At 46.0% G+C, this 18,133-nt stretch carries 22 protein-coding genes; 18 read left to right on the forward strand and 4 right to left on the reverse strand.

What is annotated here, in order from left to right:
- Positions 1-5: 5 nt before the first annotated feature.
- From BP688_RS13395 to BP688_RS13410, 4 genes are all read left to right on the forward strand, one after another.
- The gene (locus tag BP688_RS13395) at positions 6-299 is read left to right on the forward strand and encodes a DUF2551 domain-containing protein (RefSeq protein ID WP_290597134.1); all 294 of its coding nucleotides are present in this window, start codon (positions 6-8) and stop codon (positions 297-299) included.
- On the forward strand, positions 296-1,057 hold the full coding sequence (gene uppS / locus BP688_RS13400) for a polyprenyl diphosphate synthase (protein WP_290597135.1): 762 nt from the start codon (positions 296-298) through the stop codon (positions 1,055-1,057). The genes BP688_RS13395 and uppS overlap by 4 nt, the downstream gene beginning before the upstream one ends.
- Complete coding sequence (gene prf1, locus BP688_RS13405; RefSeq protein ID WP_290623791.1) at positions 1,057-2,274, forward strand: peptide chain release factor aRF-1; 1,218 nt, start codon at positions 1,057-1,059, stop codon at positions 2,272-2,274. Before uppS ends, prf1 begins: the two co-directional genes overlap by 1 nt.
- Before the next feature lie 188 nt (positions 2,275-2,462).
- Positions 2,463-3,983: a sodium:solute symporter family protein gene (locus tag BP688_RS13410; protein ID WP_290597137.1), complete on the forward strand. Its 1,521-nt coding sequence runs from the start codon at positions 2,463-2,465 to the stop codon at positions 3,981-3,983.
- Here the strand turns inward: BP688_RS13410 and BP688_RS13415 are convergent.
- Positions 3,966-4,793 (reverse strand): DMT family transporter, encoded by an 828-nt coding sequence (locus tag BP688_RS13415; protein WP_290597138.1) that lies wholly within the window; start codon positions 4,791-4,793, stop codon positions 3,966-3,968. The genes BP688_RS13410 and BP688_RS13415 overlap by 18 nt on opposite strands.
- Positions 4,790-5,338: a TIGR00295 family protein gene (locus tag BP688_RS13420; protein WP_290623793.1), complete on the reverse strand. Its 549-nt coding sequence runs from the start codon at positions 5,336-5,338 to the stop codon at positions 4,790-4,792. The genes BP688_RS13415 and BP688_RS13420 overlap by 4 nt, the downstream gene beginning before the upstream one ends.
- A 100-nt stretch (positions 5,339-5,438) precedes the next feature.
- Between BP688_RS13420 and BP688_RS13425 the strand changes: the two genes are divergently transcribed.
- From BP688_RS13425 to BP688_RS13445, 5 genes are all read left to right on the forward strand, one after another.
- Entirely contained in the window at positions 5,439-6,182 is a 744-nt protein-coding gene (locus BP688_RS13425; protein WP_290623795.1) for a helix-turn-helix transcriptional regulator, read from the forward strand.
- Positions 6,183-6,509: 327 nt separating this feature from the next.
- Entirely contained in the window at positions 6,510-7,268 is a 759-nt protein-coding gene (locus tag BP688_RS13430) for a hypothetical protein (protein WP_290623797.1), read from the forward strand.
- Positions 7,258-7,635 carry a hypothetical protein gene (locus BP688_RS13435; RefSeq protein WP_290597141.1) on the forward strand — a complete coding sequence of 126 codons (378 nt, stop codon included), beginning with the start codon at positions 7,258-7,260 and terminating at the stop codon, positions 7,633-7,635. The genes BP688_RS13430 and BP688_RS13435 overlap by 11 nt, the downstream gene beginning before the upstream one ends.
- 395 nt (positions 7,636-8,030) lie before the next feature.
- A complete protein-coding gene (locus tag BP688_RS13440; RefSeq protein ID WP_290597142.1) occupies positions 8,031-8,780 on the forward strand; it encodes a hypothetical protein in 750 nt (249 codons plus the stop codon).
- Positions 8,770-8,964 carry a hypothetical protein gene (locus BP688_RS13445; protein WP_290597143.1) on the forward strand — a complete coding sequence of 65 codons (195 nt, stop codon included), beginning with the start codon at positions 8,770-8,772 and terminating at the stop codon, positions 8,962-8,964. The genes BP688_RS13440 and BP688_RS13445 overlap by 11 nt, the downstream gene beginning before the upstream one ends.
- A 10-nt stretch (positions 8,965-8,974) precedes the next feature.
- On the opposite strand, the gene BP688_RS13450 is transcribed toward BP688_RS13445, so the two are convergent.
- Positions 8,975-9,412: a hypothetical protein gene (locus BP688_RS13450; RefSeq protein WP_290597144.1), complete on the reverse strand. Its 438-nt coding sequence runs from the start codon at positions 9,410-9,412 to the stop codon at positions 8,975-8,977.
- Between the two features lie 7 nt (positions 9,413-9,419).
- Entirely contained in the window at positions 9,420-10,136 is a 717-nt protein-coding gene (locus BP688_RS13455; RefSeq protein WP_290597145.1) for an HD domain-containing protein, read from the reverse strand.
- A 193-nt stretch (positions 10,137-10,329) separates the two neighbouring features.
- Here BP688_RS13455 and BP688_RS13460 point away from each other — a divergent pair, with 193 nt between their 5' ends.
- The 9 genes from BP688_RS13460 (at position 10,330) to BP688_RS13500 (ending at position 17,757) form a co-directional block, all read left to right on the forward strand.
- The gene (locus tag BP688_RS13460) at positions 10,330-11,619 is read left to right on the forward strand and encodes a hypothetical protein (protein WP_290623798.1); all 1,290 of its coding nucleotides are present in this window, start codon (positions 10,330-10,332) and stop codon (positions 11,617-11,619) included.
- Between the two features lie 6 nt (positions 11,620-11,625).
- Positions 11,626-12,063, forward strand: a complete 438-nt coding sequence (locus tag BP688_RS13465) for a hypothetical protein (protein ID WP_290597146.1) — start codon at positions 11,626-11,628, stop codon at positions 12,061-12,063.
- On the forward strand, positions 12,030-12,710 hold the full coding sequence (locus BP688_RS13470; RefSeq protein WP_290597147.1) for a hypothetical protein: 681 nt from the start codon (positions 12,030-12,032) through the stop codon (positions 12,708-12,710). Before BP688_RS13465 ends, BP688_RS13470 begins: the two co-directional genes overlap by 34 nt.
- Entirely contained in the window at positions 12,686-13,156 is a 471-nt protein-coding gene (locus BP688_RS13475) for a hypothetical protein (RefSeq protein WP_290597148.1), read from the forward strand. Before BP688_RS13470 ends, BP688_RS13475 begins: the two co-directional genes overlap by 25 nt.
- A 180-nt stretch (positions 13,157-13,336) precedes the next feature.
- On the forward strand, positions 13,337-14,539 hold the full coding sequence (locus BP688_RS13480; RefSeq protein WP_290597149.1) for a hypothetical protein: 1,203 nt from the start codon (positions 13,337-13,339) through the stop codon (positions 14,537-14,539).
- A gap of 32 nt (positions 14,540-14,571) precedes the next feature.
- Positions 14,572-15,837, forward strand: a complete 1,266-nt coding sequence (locus BP688_RS13485) for a hypothetical protein (protein ID WP_290597150.1) — start codon at positions 14,572-14,574, stop codon at positions 15,835-15,837.
- Positions 15,838-15,875: 38 nt separating this feature from the next.
- Entirely contained in the window at positions 15,876-17,066 is a 1,191-nt protein-coding gene (locus tag BP688_RS13490; protein ID WP_290623802.1) for a hypothetical protein, read from the forward strand.
- A 140-nt stretch (positions 17,067-17,206) separates the two neighbouring features.
- A complete protein-coding gene (locus BP688_RS13495; protein WP_290597151.1) occupies positions 17,207-17,461 on the forward strand; it encodes a cupin domain-containing protein in 255 nt (84 codons plus the stop codon).
- A 92-nt stretch (positions 17,462-17,553) separates the two neighbouring features.
- Positions 17,554-17,757 (forward strand): hypothetical protein, encoded by a 204-nt coding sequence (locus tag BP688_RS13500; RefSeq protein ID WP_290597152.1) that lies wholly within the window; start codon positions 17,554-17,556, stop codon positions 17,755-17,757.
- Positions 17,758-18,133: the final 376 nt, after the last annotated feature.

Below are 18,133 nucleotides of genomic sequence, written 5' to 3' on the forward strand. Positions count from 1 at the left end.
TGAGCATGAATGGAGAAGTGGAAACAAGAGTTAGAAAGTACCTTGAAAGGGATAAAAATGGACTCAGGAAGGAGTTACTCAGGGTGCTGCTGGAAGAGAAAAAATTCACTACAGCCGAAATTCACAAAATGCTAACAGAAAAGGGATATTCAATAAGTCCAAGAGGTGTGTCAGCGATGGTTGGTCTGATAAGCGCCAGACTTGGAATTCTGAAAACGGAGCTGGGTGAGAAGAATAGATATTATCTCAAAAGTGAATATGCAGACCTTGTAAGACGAATTATTGAGGAATTCGAATGATAGGTCTGGTCTACAGAATTTATGAGAACAGGTTACTGAAGAGTGTTAAGAGGGGCACTATTCCGGAACACATAGCCATTATTATGGACGGAAACAGGAGGTTTGCAAGGAAGAAAGGATTAGAACCTCACCAGGGACACTTCTTTGGCTCGAAGAAAGCTGAAGAGGTTCTGGAATGGTGCTGGGAGCTTGGTGTTAAGATGCTTACTCTCTATGCCTTCTCTACTGAAAACTTCAGCAGGAGTGAGACTGAGAAAAAGAACATATTCAACCTTCTCGAAAGAGAGCTTAAGCGAATTCTGAAGGATAAGAGAACGTATGAGAGAGAAATGAGAGTGAAGATAGTCGGAAGGAAGGACATGCTTCCTGAAAATCTTCTGGAAACGGTAAACAAAGTCGAAAAAGCTACTGAAATGCATAGAAGGCACTTTCTCAATATAGCCATAGCCTACGGTGGGAGACAGGAAATTGTGGATGCTGTGAGGTCAATTCTCCGCAAGGTCGAAAAAGGTGAAATTTCGCCAGGTGAAATAGATAAAAAGATTATTGACGAACATTTATATGGCGATGGGAAGTATTCAAAGGTTGATCTGATAATAAGGACTGGGGGAGAGCAAAGACTGTCGAACTTCCTGCCGTGGCAGGCTGCCAACAGCATAGCATACTTCTGCGATGTTTACTGGCCTGAGTTCAGGAAGATAGACCTGCTGAGAGCTATAAGGTCTTGGCAGTTCAGGAGAAGACAGGAGGTGGTTTGATGTCCCAGAAAACGATGTATGAATTTAAGAGAAAAATTGAGGAGCTTGAGAAATACAAGGGTAGAGGAACGGAGCTAATTACGCTTTACATCCCTCCAGACAAGAATATACCCGACGTTACGAATCAGTTAAGAGGAGAACTGAGTCAGGCTTCCAACATCAAATCAAAGCAGACAAGAACAAACGTGCTTGCTGGTATTGAGGCTATTCTGAACAGATTAAAGCATTTCAGAAAGCCTCCTGAGAACGGGATGGTAATTATAAGCGGTGTAGTCAATGTAGATGGTAAGGAAAAACATATAACGGAGATAATAGAGCCTCCCGAACCTGTTCCGCTCTATAAATACCATTGTGACTCCAAGTTCTATCTTGACCCTCTCAAGGAGATGCTGGTTGACAAAAAACTCTACGGGTTGATTGTCATTGACCGGAGAGAGGCAACAGTGGGACTGTTGAAGGGCAAGAGGATAGAGGTTCTTGACTGGGACACATCAATGGTTCCGGGGAAGCACAGACAGGGCGGGCAGAGCAGCGTAAGATTTGAGAGGCTGAGGGAGATAGCAATACATGAGTTCTACAAGAAGGTTGGAGAGATGGCGAGCGAAGCTCTGTTGCCCCACAAGGACAAGCTGGTCGGCATTCTTATCGGTGGCCCTTCTCCGACCAAAGAGGAGTTCTATGAGGGAGAATACTTGCACCACGAATTGCAGAAAAAGGTTCTTGGACTGTTTGATGTTGGATATACGGATGAATCAGGACTTTACGAGCTTGTAGAGAAGGCAAAAGACGTTCTGCAGGAAGTTGACATAATCAGAGAGAAGAACCTGATGCAAAGATTCCTGAAGGAAGTTGCAAAGGATGGTCTTGCTGCTTATGGGGAAGAGGAGGTTAGGAGGTATATTGAATTGGGAGCGGTTGACACTCTTCTGCTTTCTGAGGATTTGAGATATGAGAGGGTAAAGTACAGGTGCCCGAAGTGTGGGAGGGAAGAGATAGTCACGGTCAGAGAAGGTGTGGAGAGACCGCCATTTTGCGAAGAAGACAATATACAGATGGAAGAGGCTGAAAGGAGAGACGTTGTCCTCGAATTATCGGAGCTTGCGGAAAGCATGGGGTCAAAGGTGGAGTTTTTATCAACAGAAAGTGAGGAGGGTGAGATACTCTACAAAGCATTTGGTGGAATTGCCGCAATTCTGAGATTTAAACCTGAGGGGTAAAGGTTTCAGTGTGTTCGCAAATCTAAGCGCAAATCGAAATTTTAATATTTGACTCGCTGGCTCAGCGTGACATGAGCATTTTGGGTATGGAACCGTTAACTTTCGGCTGCGTTGCTGTGACCATTACTATTCAGATAGTTCTGCTCCTAATCTGGGGATTGATATGGAGGGATAGTGAGGTGAGATGATTGTTTATCCCGCTGTTAGTTTTTACAGCCTATCTAATTTCCATAGGGGTTATAGCCTATATCGGAGCAAGGAGGACGAAAACCATTGCTGATTTTGTAGCTGCGAGCGGTCAACTCGGGTTCTGGACATACTGCCTTCTGATGATCGGAAGTGTTTTCAGTGGTATGACTCTTATTGGCGTTGCAGGTTTGGCCTTCACAACTGGCTGGTCGAATGTATGGGAGAGGATAATTGGCCCACCTTTCGCCATAGCCTTCGGGACGATTTTGATAGGACACAGACTGTTTGAGCTGAAAGAAAAGAATGGGATTCTGACGATTCAAGACTATCTGGCCTATCGCTATGATGATCCAAAAGTTATGAGGATTCTTGCTGGTATGATTTCTGCAGTTACATGCTTCGTTTATCTCATAGGACAGTACACTGCCATTGGGGTGGTTAGCCAAATCGTTCTGGGAATCCCGTACTGGATGGGTGCTCTAATCGCGGCAGTGATCGTTGTGGCCTACGTTATGAGTGGCGGGATGTTCTCGACTGCGTGGACGACGTTCCTGCAGTCCATTTTGATGTTGTTTGGGATTTACATCACTGTGCCTTTGATAATCGCATGGGTTGGTGGCTTTGAGGCAATGAACAGGGCACTGGTTGCAATGCCCGTGATTCAGAACACAACAAGAGGTGTGGCAGAGAATTTCATGTTTGCCGAATATCTTGGCAAGCCCTTCGCTCCAGCCTCAGTTCCTCTGGCTGGCTGGTTCTACAATATCACGCTCTTTGGCCTCACCGTCCCTCTCGGCCTGATGGTGGCTCCGCACATAGTGAACAACATGTTGACTTTCAGAGAAATAAAGTATACGAGATGGTCTCCGCTTGTAATGTATGTAGTAGGTTTTTCGGCAATCATGCTCACAGCTTTGGCCGGTATGGCTGCGAGGGTTGCCTGGGCTAATGGTACAATTGACATTCCGAGCTTAACACTCGGAAGTATTGAGGTAAAGTGGTCTGATATGGCGTATCCAACAATAGCGAGCAAAGCATTACCCTACTGGCTTTTCGTCCTGCTGCTACCCACAATACTCGCTGGAGTGATGTCCACAACAGACAGGTTAATTCTCACGGCTACTAACAACATCAGCTACGATGTGGTGAGAAACGCACTGGGCAAGAATATTTCAGACAGATCAATAAAAATGATCAATATGGTTGTGATACCGATAGTAGGATTTGGCTCTCTTCTTATAGCCCTCTTTCCCCAACAATTGCTCGCTTGGTTCATCTGGGCTGCTTTGTCGTTGATGGTAAACTGCTTTTTCTTTCCGATCGTTTTCGGGATATACTGGAGCAGAATGAGCAGAAATGCTGCAAGGTTGAGCATGATTGTCGGATTTGTTGTAACACTCACAACCTTCGCTGTATCAGGAAAGACGATCTATGTGGCGGGTATTCCAGCCTATTCTGTTCTGCCGGGCTTTATCGCAAGTCTAATTACCGCAGTTGGGGTGTCAATGACTGGAAAATGAATTTACAAAGGTTATGGCTATCCCGGACAGTATGATAAGCATATAGAGGTAAGCTGTAGGTTCGAGAGTTTGACCGAGGAAGATTGTAGCAAGGATTGTAGCACCAACTGCTTCGCCAATAACGCTTGCAGTAACCGGTAAAACCTCCATGTGCCTTAGGACGTAATTTAACAATGTGTGGCCTACCAGCATTGGAATCAAAGCCATAAGAAACAAAAAAATCCATGTGCTTAGCGGATATCCAAAGATTGGTTGGGAAGTTAGCAGGCAAGCCAGCAGAGAAAAGATAGCTGCTGATGAGTAAGTCAGAAGGATGTAGGAATGGAAATCTATATCTCTGGCAAATCTGGCTGAAGCGAAGTAGTAGCCTCCAGCAACTGCCCCAGCAAGGGCTAAAGCAATGCCGTAAAAGTCAGCTCTTGCATCTGCTCCGCTCAGGAAGTAAACGCCCACCATAGCAACAAAAACGCCAAAAATCTGATTCGACTTCGGCTTCTCTCCCCAAAGATAAGCGAAAAAGCCTGAGAACAGGGAATGGGTGCAGACTATCGTTGTGCTGACTGCAATGGATGCATGAAAAAGAGATTCGATCCAGAAGGAGAAGTGTAGTGCAAGTGCGAGACCGGCAAGAACTGGCAATTTTGAGACATGGAGCCTCTTGGGACGGTAAATCAAGATTATGAATGGAATGGAGATGGCAAGTCTCCAGAATGCTGCAACAACCCCCGGAGCAGAGGCGAGAAAAGCAAAAATTGCTGCAGAGGAGACGGCAAGGACAGCAACGAAGAGGAGAATAAAGTTAATTATCAAAATCTCAACCCGCTCAGCTTTTCAATTTCTTCCCTCAATTTCCTTGCCCTCACCCTCGTTTTCTCAGTGAGCCAGCCTAATTTCGGGTCTCTTCTGTCAATCTCGTCCAGTCTTCTCATGAAGTCCTCAAATCTTCCTTGTCTGTCACTCATCGCAAGATTGTCCGCAAAGCTTACTATTTTTTCCTCAAGAGTTTGTGGGATGTAGTCCTTTGGTTCAAGTCCGAGTTTTTCGGCTTCTTCAGCTGATAAACCTGCGCTGAAATGTCTTTCAGCTATCCTGACTATTCTTTCATCCACTCCTTCCCTTCTCAGAATTTTGGCAGATTCAATGAAATGCTGGAAGGGGTCGTGAGTTGTGGCTCTGCCTATGTCGTGCAGCAAAGCTCCCTTAAGCACGGCGTTCGTATCAACATTGTGGCCATTCCTCTTAATTTGCTCCGCAATCTCCAGCGCTATTTTTGCGACCGTGATGCAATGTCTTCTAACCGCTTCATCCAGCCCGTACTTATCCCAGAGTTCAAGAACATCGGGAGGGATATCCATTGCTGCTCGACTCAATTCAAATTTTATTAAGGTTTGCAGCATACGTTGATGTGTGTCAGCAATAGGAAAAATATAATATGCTACTTGATGTGATCAGTATATGAAGCTCAATCCATCCAAGCTTGAAATTCTGAAAATACTCAGAACTCCGAAAAGCCTTGGTGAGTTGTCAAAAATAGCGGGAAAATCAAAGCAGGCAGTGTTATTTCACCTCAAGCCCCTTCTGGAATCCGAGCTTGTTAGTAGGGTTTTGGAAAATAAGAGAATGTACTACCAGACATCGGAACTCGGTTCGCTCATTTGGGAAACCAACACAAAGTTGAAAATGCTTGAAGGTGTTGTGAGGGCTGCTGGAAAGTTCTTTGGTGAGTACGACGTCTCTGCAATTCCTCAGAACGTGTTTGAAGAGCTGCATCTGCTCGATGGCTGCCGGGTAGTTACAAAGAGCAATCCCTACGAGTTTTACGAACTGGAAAAAATTCTGATGGAGTCCGGATGGATTAAGGGGCTGTCGTCGGTGTATCACGACAGGTTTCCGGAGCTGTTTGTGAGTTTGGCCAGCAGCAGGAGTGTGGAGCTGATAGTGACCGAAGACGTCTTCAAAATCGTTGTTGAAAAAACCTCCACGAAACTGGAGGAATACCTGAAGCACGGAAAAATGCACGTCTGCGATAACGTCAGGCTGGCTTTTGCGGTGGCTGAGAAGAGATTGGTCATGATCCTCTACAGGCTAAACGGAGCGTATGATGCACAGAATATTCTTGTGTGCGAGACGAAGGATGCCGTCAGATGGGGTCTTAGGCTGTTCGAATATTACAAGTCGAAGTCCAGGGTTGTGGAATAGCCTGTTTTATCGGGTTCAAACCATTAAACGATCTCCTTAACATTCAGCCAAACACTTAACGTTAAGGAATTTACTGAACGTTAAAATAGAGATCGAACGATAATTTTATATGTCTCACTGTGAACAAGTATCAATGTGGTAGCATGGCTAAGGGACTAAGCTTGGATCGCCATGTTAGTGGTTTCAGTGATTTTAGCGACAATTCCTGCGACTGGCCACATGCAGCAACCAAAACGACTACCTTCCAGGTTTTGGGAGTGTTGGAGGCGACGAAAATCCGCCGTCATGTCTGGTGTATGGTTATTGGGAGTGCTGAGGTGAGAAACTATGAGGAAATTCGTCATAGCCGGGATCGTTTTGCTCAGTTTGGTGGCCATCATATCTGCAGCATCCCTCGGAACGATAGAGACACAGGACAAGAAGATGGAGATTCTGGTAATTTCTCCTCCGAACATCAGCGCAGAGGAGCTCTCCAAGAGGTTGGGTATCGATAAGCGTGGCAGCTACGTTTTCGAGTACAAGCAGGGTTATCTGAAGTACATCTCCAGCGAGGCGTTTGAGTGCAACGATGCGAAGCTCTCTGACAAGGACTACAGGAGCCTCGCGGAAAAGTACCTCTCCGAATTGAGGATAGAGCCGAAGCTGAGCTACGAGTTCAGCGGAATAGCTGAAGACGGGAAGATCTTTGCCTACAGGAACGGGACAGCTAAAAAGTGCATAACCAACCAGCATGTGAACTTCCAGCTGTACTACAACGGAATAAAGCTTTTCGGTCCGGGGGCGAAGGTTAGGGTGTACTTCAGCGGTGAGGATGTAGCGGGTGTGATGACCCAGCTTTGGGACGTTAAAGTGGTGGGGAAGGCAAAGGTCCTCGACAGGGAAGAGGTCATCAAAAAGCTAAACGACGAGTGCGGTTCGATCAGATCCATCGAGCTCGCCTACTTCGTCCCGCTGCCCGAAGATGGAAGAACGTACATCTACCCCGCCTACGTCGTAGAATGCGTGCAAAATGGGATTAGCGTTGGGAAGATCGTTCCGGCTGTATCCATGTCAGAACTGAAGGAGGTGGTAAGCGGTGAAAGCTAAGTACATCCCTATTTTTGTTTTGTTTGGCCTGGCATTGGTGGTTTGGATGCTCACGCATCCGTCCGAGGACGTGAGGGTGTCGTCAAACCTGTGCGATCCCAAAAAAGATGTCGTCCTGAGCTTCGTTGAAGATGCACTGTCCAAGGATCTGGGAGTTCTGACACTGATGATAGACGATGAGTACTACAGGTGGTTGAAGAACAACACGGGGTGGATTGAGGTGGAGTACAAGTCGGGGAACGTTAAAAAGGTTCTGATATTCAAGGGCTGGAAGATGGGTGTTATCGCCGTCCTCAGGGACGGATGGCACTGCTACGGGATGAACGGGAGTGCAGTTGGTGAACTTTTCGAGCGAGCATGCGGCTAAATCTTTGTCGCTCTTGTCCGGGGATGTTTAAAAAATATTTTACAATAGTGAGAAAAGTTGTGGGTAGTGGATGATGTCGGGAAGTTGGAAATGTTGTTAGCGTTGATACTTAGAACTGGAAAAGTTATGGGATTATTACAGAGAACTGCGAATTTTCGATTTGGCTGGAGTGTCAGACTTCATATTTTTACCTAACCATCACGATATCCGCTGTTTTCCTTATCTTTCTGTGGTTGGTGCCAAGGTTTTTCAAGATCCTTATTAAGCTCTATTACTAAAAATTTCTGCAAAGAGTTAAGCTATAATTTTAAAATTAGAATTAGTTTTTGATTTGTATCTTAAAGAAAAATTTAAATAGTTTGACTACTGATGTTAAGTGTCTTAGAAATGGCGAGATGAAGAGAATTGTGATAGTATTGTTAGCGTTAGTGATACTCGGAAGTATGGGTACGGCGATGAGTGCGGAACTCAAGCAGCATGGAAGAAATGAGAATTTAATTAAGTTGAGAAACGGATACGTAGTAGTTGATAGTGCAAATGAGGCAGAAATAGTATTCCACGGAGAAAAGTACAGAATGATAGTAAGTGGGCTTGGTGGGAGGTATACGGTTAAAATTATGGACCTTAAGGGTACAACACTTTGGAAAGGGACAGTGGACTACAACCCAATAGCCGCACTGGAGAAGGGTGAAATTGGCGTTAGGGGTCTACCAATACCTCCAGATGCAAACATAAACATATATCCAGACAAGTACACGTACCATAAGGGTGAAGAGGGCAGAGTTACCATAGATGTAGAAAACGGAGGAGTGAGCATCGGATTTACGTCCTACTTCATTCTGATTCCAGAAAACGTTGACTACAATGGAGTCTTAGATGGACCAGAGCCTACAGGAGAGATCCAATTAACGGACGAGAATGATTGCTGGATAGTACCAGAATACGGGTTGGTTTGTGGAAAGGGCACATTACTTGTTTGGCAGGCTGTACACTTATCAGGATACAAAAAACAGGTTGTGCTAAGTGTTACATACAACAATGCTGGCAGTTATGAGTTCGAGGCTGGAACAGCTGTAGTTGATGGTATAATCGGATGGGGCGATTCATCTTCTGACAGTTTCACGGTGAGAGTGAATGCCAATTAAACTTTTATTTTTCATACTGATTTCGTTGTGTATAATCTTGCTACTTCTACCACCAATAATTAAAACAGGTCTGGAAAAGTTCGTTATGTATGCAGTCGGCTCTATCTTCATTGTCGGTCTTGCAATTATTTTATTTGCTTTCGTGAGAATTATCTTCAGGATACTCAGGAAAAAAATTTGCTGATATACTGAACTTAGTTAATGACGGTGTAAGCAACATAAAAATCAAGAAAAGGATTGGAAAGGTGATTAGCGTTCGCATAGATCGTTGTAGGAGCTATACTATTTAAATCAATGATGTTTGAAAGTTCAAATTGGAAAGCAGCCTGAGTTCTTATACTGTTTTTGCAAACCTCGTCGAAATCATCCTCAGTTAAATCGATGCTGTGCTCAAACACCAGCCTGGGATGATTTCTTTTGTATATGGATTCGGCCAATCTTTTTCTTTCAGAATCTTCTACATTTTTGGACTTAACGTCCCTCCTGATGAGATTCAGGATGTACACATCGTCCAGATTCAGGTATTCCTCCAAATCCTCTGGGTAGCCGTCTGGGAGTATTTTGCTAAGGTATCTGTCCAGTAGAGCATCGTAACATCTTCTGATGGGATGGAAGTAGATTTGGTTGAACATAAAATACCTACTCACTGATCAGCTCGTCACCGAAAATTTCTACCAGCTCATCCGTGGACTCTCCGTTAGTTTCCCGATCAAGTTTGGGTGTGATTGTCAAGGTCTCCACGAGTCTGTTGTAGTCGAAGTTACCGTAAGCAACGCCCGTGTAGTGCGAATCCCTGAGAAGATAATCCATCCTGTCTGCGTCAATCTCACCGGAAATTATCTCCTGAATTAGGCTCATTAGAGAATCGCCTCCGAGCCTCCTCTTTCCTTTTGTGATTAAAAACGATAGATCTTCGACGGACACGGTTCTGTCGAAGGGTTTCAGAAGCTCATCGTAGTACGTTTCTATGATCTCGGCACTGTACTCTTCGTGCTCAATCTTCAGCAGGCTCTCGCTGGAATGCGAAAAAGGAGGATGTCTGAGGTCGTGAAACAGTGCTGCCAACCTCGTTGTGGTCTTGAGCCTGGCCTCCAAATGCTCCGCATTAACGATCCCGAGATATTCGGCCAAGTCCTTTCTATCGTGTTTGTTCAATATGCTCCTCACAATTTGAGTTGTCACATGCATGACCCCCAGCGAGTGTTCAAATCTGGTATGGGTGGCTCCGGGATATATGTAGCAGGTTAGACCCAGTTGCTTGATGTTTCTGAGCCTCTGGAAGGGTTCGGCATCGATTAGCTTCTTTTCAGCGTCGTTTAGGTGTATGAATCCGTGTATGGGATCTCTGATCTCCATCAGTTTACTATGTGCTAACTCAAATATTTAAAACTACTTCACCGATGTGCTCTAGAGGTTCTGCGTTTTTGTCGACAAACTGACGTTTAACATTCAGCAAAATCCTTAACGTTAAGGAATTTACTGAACGTTAAAATAAAAGCTTAACGATAATTTTATATGTCTCACTGTGAACAGGTATCAAGGTGGTACCATGGCTAAAAGGTTGGGGATTTGGGTCGCCATATTGGTGGTTTCAGCGATTATGGCGACAATCCCTGGGATGGCAGATGACGGTGGATCAGCTGCGGTGATGGTACAGGAAACCTACGCAGGTGTGGCTGTGAAGGCTATAACAAACGAGCACGGTTACATGCTCGTGGATATTAGGACGAATCAAACGATCCTGTACTTCAACCGCACCGCCGTGAATGAAAACCTCCACAGTAAGCCTGCGGTAACGAAGGACGAAGCCGTTAAGATCGCCGAAAAGCTCTGCGGTAAAGCTTACACCCTCGTCAGAGTTACTGAGAATCCCTACGACTACGACATCCTTTTCGAGAGGCGGATAAACGGGATTCCGGTTTTCGGCGAGGACTGCTACGTTGTGGTGAACAGGATGACCGGCAAGATTGCGGCATTCAGGAAGATGCCGGTCGAGGACGTTAAGGTTAGACCGATGGTTAGGATTTCAAAGGAAAGAGCGTTGGAGATAGTCGAAGCTGAAGATGCAAAGCTCTACATCGTTCCGAAAATTGGTGTCGTGTGGATCACTACCAGCGGCACGATCGTTGATGCGATGAGCGGGAAGATTTTGAATGAGAGAATCGGGTGGCTTTTGGGGGAGAGGTACAGGACGACGGTGGATTTCGGGAAGCTCGGAAGAAATATTAAGGTGAAAAAAGAAAATAGTGGCAAAATGATAACAAAAGGGATTGACGACAATGAGGGAGCTGTTTTTAGGGACGACGACAACGTGTGTAAAGACGACATTAATGCCGCTGAAGAATCAATGGAAACCCCTAGATGGAACGGCAGTCCTTGGGATGAAGATGCGGACAACTTTGATGTAGTTAATAGCGATAACAAAGTTAATGATATCCTCAAAGATTTCGAAGCCGTTTACTATTCAGGTCATGGAAGCAAATACTGCATCGGCTTGGGCGGAACTGGGGATAATAGTAACTTCTGTACACCTGATATTGCAAACAGCAGGCAAACGAGGTTATTTGTAATTTCCGCATGTTATGCGGGTGGGAACACTTTTGGAGAGAGACTCATCGAAAAAGGAGTTGAATGTGTGATCGGTGCGTCAGGAAAAATCTACGATCTTTTAGATTACTGTCAAGGTTGGGCAACTCAATTTTGGGACAGAGCTACTGGAAACGAAATAGCAATGTGGCAGAGAACAGCTCATGAAGCGAGAATCGAGGCGAACGAAATCATGTGGCCGGAATTGTGCAACTTGGATGCTGAAAAGGGGAACTGCAACATCTACATTTAAGTTGCCATGCTGGTCGAGACCCACGTCCTTAATTTTCTGTCGGATCTGTACGATGCCGGAGTGGCGATCGCCATCTTTGCGGCATCGGTCGCCTTGCTTTACGCATCGCTCATTGCGGGATTCGCCGCCCTCAAAGACCTGCAGCTTGTCGAAGGGAGACTTAGATTCGTGCTGGCCGCGATGCTTGCAGTGGGCGTACTGAGTGCTGGCAGCATCTGCCCCGTTTATGCGTTGGGAATAATTCCTCCAGCGGGACCGGTTGTTACGCTGATCGGAGTGCCGGTCAATGCGGTAGTCGGATTCATCGCGAGCTTCGCCTACAGGGACTACAAGCGGTGGGAGGTCGTCGTCTTCTGGGTGATCGCCGGATTAGCCTTGGATGCGATTGCGATGCAGCTCAACGGTGGCGTTTGCGAGACCTTCGATCGTCTGTACTTGAGGTGATTTCGATGTCGAAGAGAAAAGTCTACGCCCTCACATCGATCCTCTCGGCCCTCGCATTTGCTGCGGTCTTCGTCACGCACTACTACATCTCCGAAACGATTTCGAATGAAGGGACAATTGAGGGTGTGAAGATTCAGTTCAGCGGCTTTAGGTATCTCATCAGCGTGGAGATACTCGATCGAAACGAGAACTGTACGGTCTACCTCCCCATTCCGGCAAAAGATGGGGCGATCATGGAAATTAACCCCGACGCAATGGAGGTTCCAGAAAACTGGGAGTGGTCGGTAGCGGACACGGAATACGGAAAAATGCTGAGGCTGAATGCGGACGGAAACGGAACGTTTAAAGCTTATCTGTTTGACGAAATCGTGAATACGAGCAACCCGACTTTTCTGCTCTCGCCCAGGTTCGGTACCAGCGGCACGAAAGTTTATTCCGCATGCTTAGCAAAGCTTCAGGTTGAGATCGTGGGAGAGAGGCACTGGAAGGAGTACAGAAAACTCCTCTGGTGGACGAAGGAGGTCTTGAAGTGCGAGTGCTACAAAAACTGGATCGATGCTGAGGGCGAGGGATGGATGGACGCAGAGGTGAAGATCTCCAGCGGTTGGTGCAGGGTTTCGGGGTGTCTGATGAGTTTTTACTGTTAGCAGTTGGTGATACCGTGCTCTTCAACTTTTTAATTCCTCCAGATCCGTTCCCGTTTGCCATCTACGCAGCCCTCCTGCCCTCATCATCTTACATCGTCAACACGCTCTTCCTGCTAACCTACTCGCAGCTGTTCGAAGCGGAAATCGACGAGAGAAGACTTTTGCCCGTCACCCTGCTTCTCGTAGTGATCGACTTCGTTTCGCTCCTTTTCCTCGCTCTGGTGGCAAAGGTTCCCTACCTGCTCTACAGGCTGTTTTCGGTGCCGGCAGACTTGGTATCTTACCTTCTGCTGGGCTTCGTCTGCGTAGTGGAGGGGTTGATTCTTGCTCACGTTTCGTCACTGGCATTTCTCAGTGTGGACAAGAGAACTCTCTCACTTTCCTGGATTTTTGCCAATACGGTTTCGATTTTCGTTTACCTTGCCAAGGGTGGGGTGTCGATATGAAAACCACGTGGTCTAAATTCGGGTGTGCAACCATTTGCCTATTGCACTGACTAAACCGTTAAGCGATCTCCTTAACGTTCAGCGAAACACTTAACGTTAAGTAATTTACTGAACGTTAAAATAAAAGCTTAACGATAGATTTATATACCTACTATGCGATATGCTATCGAGGTGGGAGGAATGAAAAAGGCAGGTCTCCTCGCAGCACTTATCGTTCTCGGCATCGCAGCAACGGCTACCGCTGCAAACGATGAAGTGAGCATCCTATTCAACTCTTGGCTCGAAGGGAAACCTCTGGGGTTGGTAAAGATCAGCGTGGAAACACCCAAAACCGATGATGTTTGCTTCGTAGCAGTCCATCGCTTCCCGACATCCTACAACCCAACAGAGAAGTGGAATCAGAGCGATGTTGTTTACAGGGGGAAGGTGAAATGTGGCGAAACCGTGGTTGTGAAGGATCTCATAAGGATGATACAGGTGGGGTTGAGAGATGAAAAAAATGGAGAGGCAAAACCGATCTTTGATTCGCCAGAATACGCTATCGTTGTCATATCCAAAGAAGGTGGGTTCAGCAGAATTTTGCAGACTGATGTTGTTAAACCAATAACCGAATTAAACGTAAAGGCTGAGTTTGAGACGACCGCAGGTAAATCGAGAAAGCCCGATCTCGAAACCAAAAGCTCAGCATGCTACATACGCAGCAATCCAGATGTCTGCGTTGTTGATGTAAAGCTGACTTACGTCAACAGCATCCCCGGCTTGAAGGTTGCCTTCGGTCTCGATAGATCACCACCATCTCTGATGTACATCGAGAGCTGGGGAAGCTCATGCATCTCCACAAATCCTGACTCACCATGCCCATCATCGATGTGGCACTCAAACGGAAAGAAGAAGACGATATCTCAAGTGAGCGACCTCAGCGACTACATCTCGAACGGAAAGAAGGCAATCATCTGGGGAGATGTGGAGTACAGGTACGAGAGGTTTGCTGTGTGGGACGACGACTTCGAGATATACTGGAAGTACGAGTTGTTCTATCCGACAGCGATTGGAGGTTTGTCAACTCCGCAGGTTATTGGAAACTACCATCAGCCATCCTCACCACCTTACTACGCCAGAGGTCCGTTTAAGGGAACCAAAGAAGTGAACTTCGAAAGACCGTACCAATCCAACAGCAAGCTAAGCCTGACAACCTACATCGGTTTGAACATCGGCAGCCTGTCGTTCGGCATATCCGTAAGCCCGTACAAAGCAGGAGATGACCGCTACACCACCCCTTACATAAGAATCGTGGACGTCAGCGGCAAAGGCTATGCGTGGTACTACTGGTGGTACAGAAATAACGATCCTATGACCTACAAGATCCAGTTTTACGGCAATTAAATTTTTTATTTTTATTTTTTTGAGGTGATTGGATGAGGAGAACAGTTCTGGTTTTCCTCCTCCTGGCTACCGGTGGTGTAGCTGTAGCGATGGCATCCAACGATGAGGTGAGCATCCTCTTTAACTCGTGGCTTGGGGGGAAGCCTTTGGGGCTGGTAAAAATGAAAATAAAGATCCCCGAAGTTAAGAATGCCAGAAGCTGCTTCGTTGCAGTTCATCGCTTTCCGACGCCATCCAATCCAACAGAGAAAGGTTTGAGTGAGGTTGTTTACAGGGGAAAGGTTCCGTGCAATTCTGAAATCGAGGTGAAAGACCTGATAAACATGATTGAGGTGAAGACCATAGAGATTAACGGAGAGATAAAAGCCGTGTTCGACTCTCCAGAATACTTCGTCGTAGTGATGTCGGACAACGGTTACAGCTTTGGCAGGATCATTCAGACGAGGATAGAGAGGCCGATAACCGCAGTTGAAGTTAAAGCCAAACTTGAAAAGCCTGAAGAAAACTCTGCCAAGTTAAACTCGGTTAAAGTTAATTCTAAAAAATCGGAGGAGTGCGATGTGCACATAGAGCATGAGAGTGGCAGCTATGGCTACGACGTCTTCGCTGCCGGCTCGTGCATCGCAAAAACCCGCCTTACCTACATCAACAGCATTCCCGGCTTGAAGGTTGCTTTCGGTTTGAAAGGTGGCACGCCAGCTTCGGCAATGTACTTGGAGAGCTGGGGGAGCTCGTGCATATCCAGCGATCCGTTTAATCCCTGCCCTTCGTACAGATGGAGTTCTGATGGAAAGAAGAGAGCAACATCTCTAAGCTCTGAAGTAACGAGTTACATCTACAATGGACAGAGAGCTGTTGTGTGGGGCTCGGTGAAGTACGTTTACGAGAGGCACGCTTACTGGGATGACGACTTCAACATCTACTGGAAGTATGACATTTTTTATCCATCGAGGATAAGATACCTTATCCCTCCAGAGGTCGTTGGAAGCTATCAGCAACCTTCTTCCCCACCGTGGTACGCTGGAGATCCAACAAAAGGAGATCGAGATATATGGTTTGACGATGAACCTTACCTTTCCAACCACAAGTTAAGCATTAGCACATACATAGGACTGAATATTGGTGCTTTCTCCATGGGGATCTCAATAAGCCCGTACAAAGCCGGGGAGGATAACGAGCTATATACAACTCCTTACATTAGGATCAAGGATGTTAGTGGCAAAGGTTACGCATGGTACTACTTATGGTACAAAAACAACGATCCGATGACCTACGAGGTTCAGTTTTACGGAAGTTAGTACTTAATTTTTAATTTTTCCTAACTAAGGTGGCACAAATGAAAAATAAAAAATTGGTGGTGACGGCTATCCTGCTTACACTTGTAGTAGCTGTTATCTTCATGAGCTATGAGACCATCATCCTGTTCAAATCATGGCTTGAGGGTGAACCGAGGGGCATTGTAATGCTGAACATTGACATACCACAGACTTCATCAGAAACTTGCTTCATAGCAGTCCACCGCTTTCCAAGTCCGTACAATCCAACCGAGATGGCTTTGAGTGAGGTTGTTTACAGGGGAAAGGTTAAATGCGGTTCTAAGGTGACAGTAAAGGATGAAATAAACCTCATGCAGGTTGGAGTTAGAGAGGTTGACGGTGTAATCAAACCCAGACTGATACCCGTCTACGACTCCCCCGAATACGCTGTCGTCATAATATCAGAAAACGACGGGTTCGGAAAGATCATCCAGACGGACATAGTTAAGCCCATCACGGAGATTGACGTAAAAGCTGAGTTTGCAGAAGCTTCTGCAGAGCAGTTTGCCGCAGAAAGTTACTGTACAGTACACGACAACCCAGATGCCTGCGTTGCAAAGGCGAGATTAGCGTACCTCAACAGCATTCCCGGCCTTAAGGTGGCTTTCGGTCTTGAAGGGCGGCGATCCTCTGTAATGTATATAGAGGGATGGGGGAGCTCCTGTATCTCTTTCGACTCCAATTCTACTTGTCCACCTTCAGCGTGGCACTCAATTGGAATGAAAAAGACGGAATCAGCTGTTGATGAGCTGAGCGATTACGTCTCAGATGGAAAGAGGGCTGTAGTCTGGGGATACGTGGAGTTCAGATACGAGAGACACAGCATACGGGATGGTGAATTTTACTGGAAGTACGAGCTGCTTTACCCGACAACAATAGGAGGTTTGTCAACTCCGCAGGTAATTGGTGAGTATCGTCCATCTCCACCACCACACTACGCAGCTTTTGGCAATGGAGATATGGAGATCGGATTCATGGTTTTCGAATCCACTCTGTCAGACGTAAAGCTCAACCTGAGTACTTCGGTAAGGCTCAAAATTGGTGATACACTCCTGAACATATCAGTAAGCCCTTACAGGGCTGGTGATGACAGAGAAAATACGCCATACATCAAAGTCGTTGATGTCAACAACAGAAGCTATGAGTGGTACTACTGGTGGTACAAAGATGGTGATCCCACAACTTACGAGGTGGAGTTTTATTGGAGGTAGTTCCATAACTCTTTTTAAATTTCTGGAGGGGATTTTATGAAGAGATTGAGGCTGTATTAGCTTTTCTTCTCTTTACAGCAGCCGGTAAAAAGCTGAGTGATGGAGAGGCAAGAAAACTCGCCGCTAAGGGGAAGCTTGTATTGGATGGAGCATGCAAGGCTAAAGGTGATGATTGCAACGAACCCGGAAACCCCTATCATCCGCCGTACGCCGACAAGAACGGGAAAATATTTGTGATCACGTACTCTGCCAGCGACGCTCAGCACGCTCCAGCGGGTGGGGTTCACTGGGATGATGTGGTCGGAACCGAACCCTTCGAACGTCAGTTCTGGGTTGACGTTATACGCGGTGGATGCTACAACTGCTGGGATGCGAGCGGGTGGATTACAATCTGACAAAGTTAAATTAGAGATCTCATTAACAATGTTGATCATGGGGCTTATAATACTGTAGTGACCCGTTACAGTGACTACTACAAAGGCTACGCTTGGATAGACAACCACTACTCTGTGTCGAACCCTTAGACTACAGCATTCGTAACAAGGACAACGCAAACCACAGCATATACATCGAAATAGCCAAAGCGGAAAGCGGGGAGGTAATCTACAAAGCAAACCACACGGTGGGACCAAGGGAGTTGATAAACTCGAAGCCGATAACGGACAAACCAGGAAGTACAGAGTTAAGGTGATTGTGGATCAAAGAGGATGCTTCCGGAATCTTATTCTCGTAGCTAGGAATGATGTGGATAAGGCTCCAGATACCACGATGGTAAAAACACGATGATCAGCTTCAATTAACCCTTTCTTAGCATACCTTTTCTTGATTCTCCTCCAAACTTCGTTTCTCGTTTCTTCGAACTTTCTGATAGCTTCATCGAAATGCTCAATACCGGGTTGAGGGTCTCTGGACTACGTTGTCTACAAACAGGACGGTGAGCCATAATGGGTTGCAGCTTCAGTTTCTTCCTAACTATGTAAAGGATGTCGCTCAAAATTAAGGGTTGTTTAAAATAGCCAGACATAAATTAAAAAAATTTGGAAATTAACCTGATTTTTTCACCTCCT

The organism is Archaeoglobus sp. UBA230 (assembly GCA_002507545.1).
Taxonomy (GTDB): Archaea; Halobacteriota; Archaeoglobi; order Archaeoglobales; family Archaeoglobaceae; genus Archaeoglobus.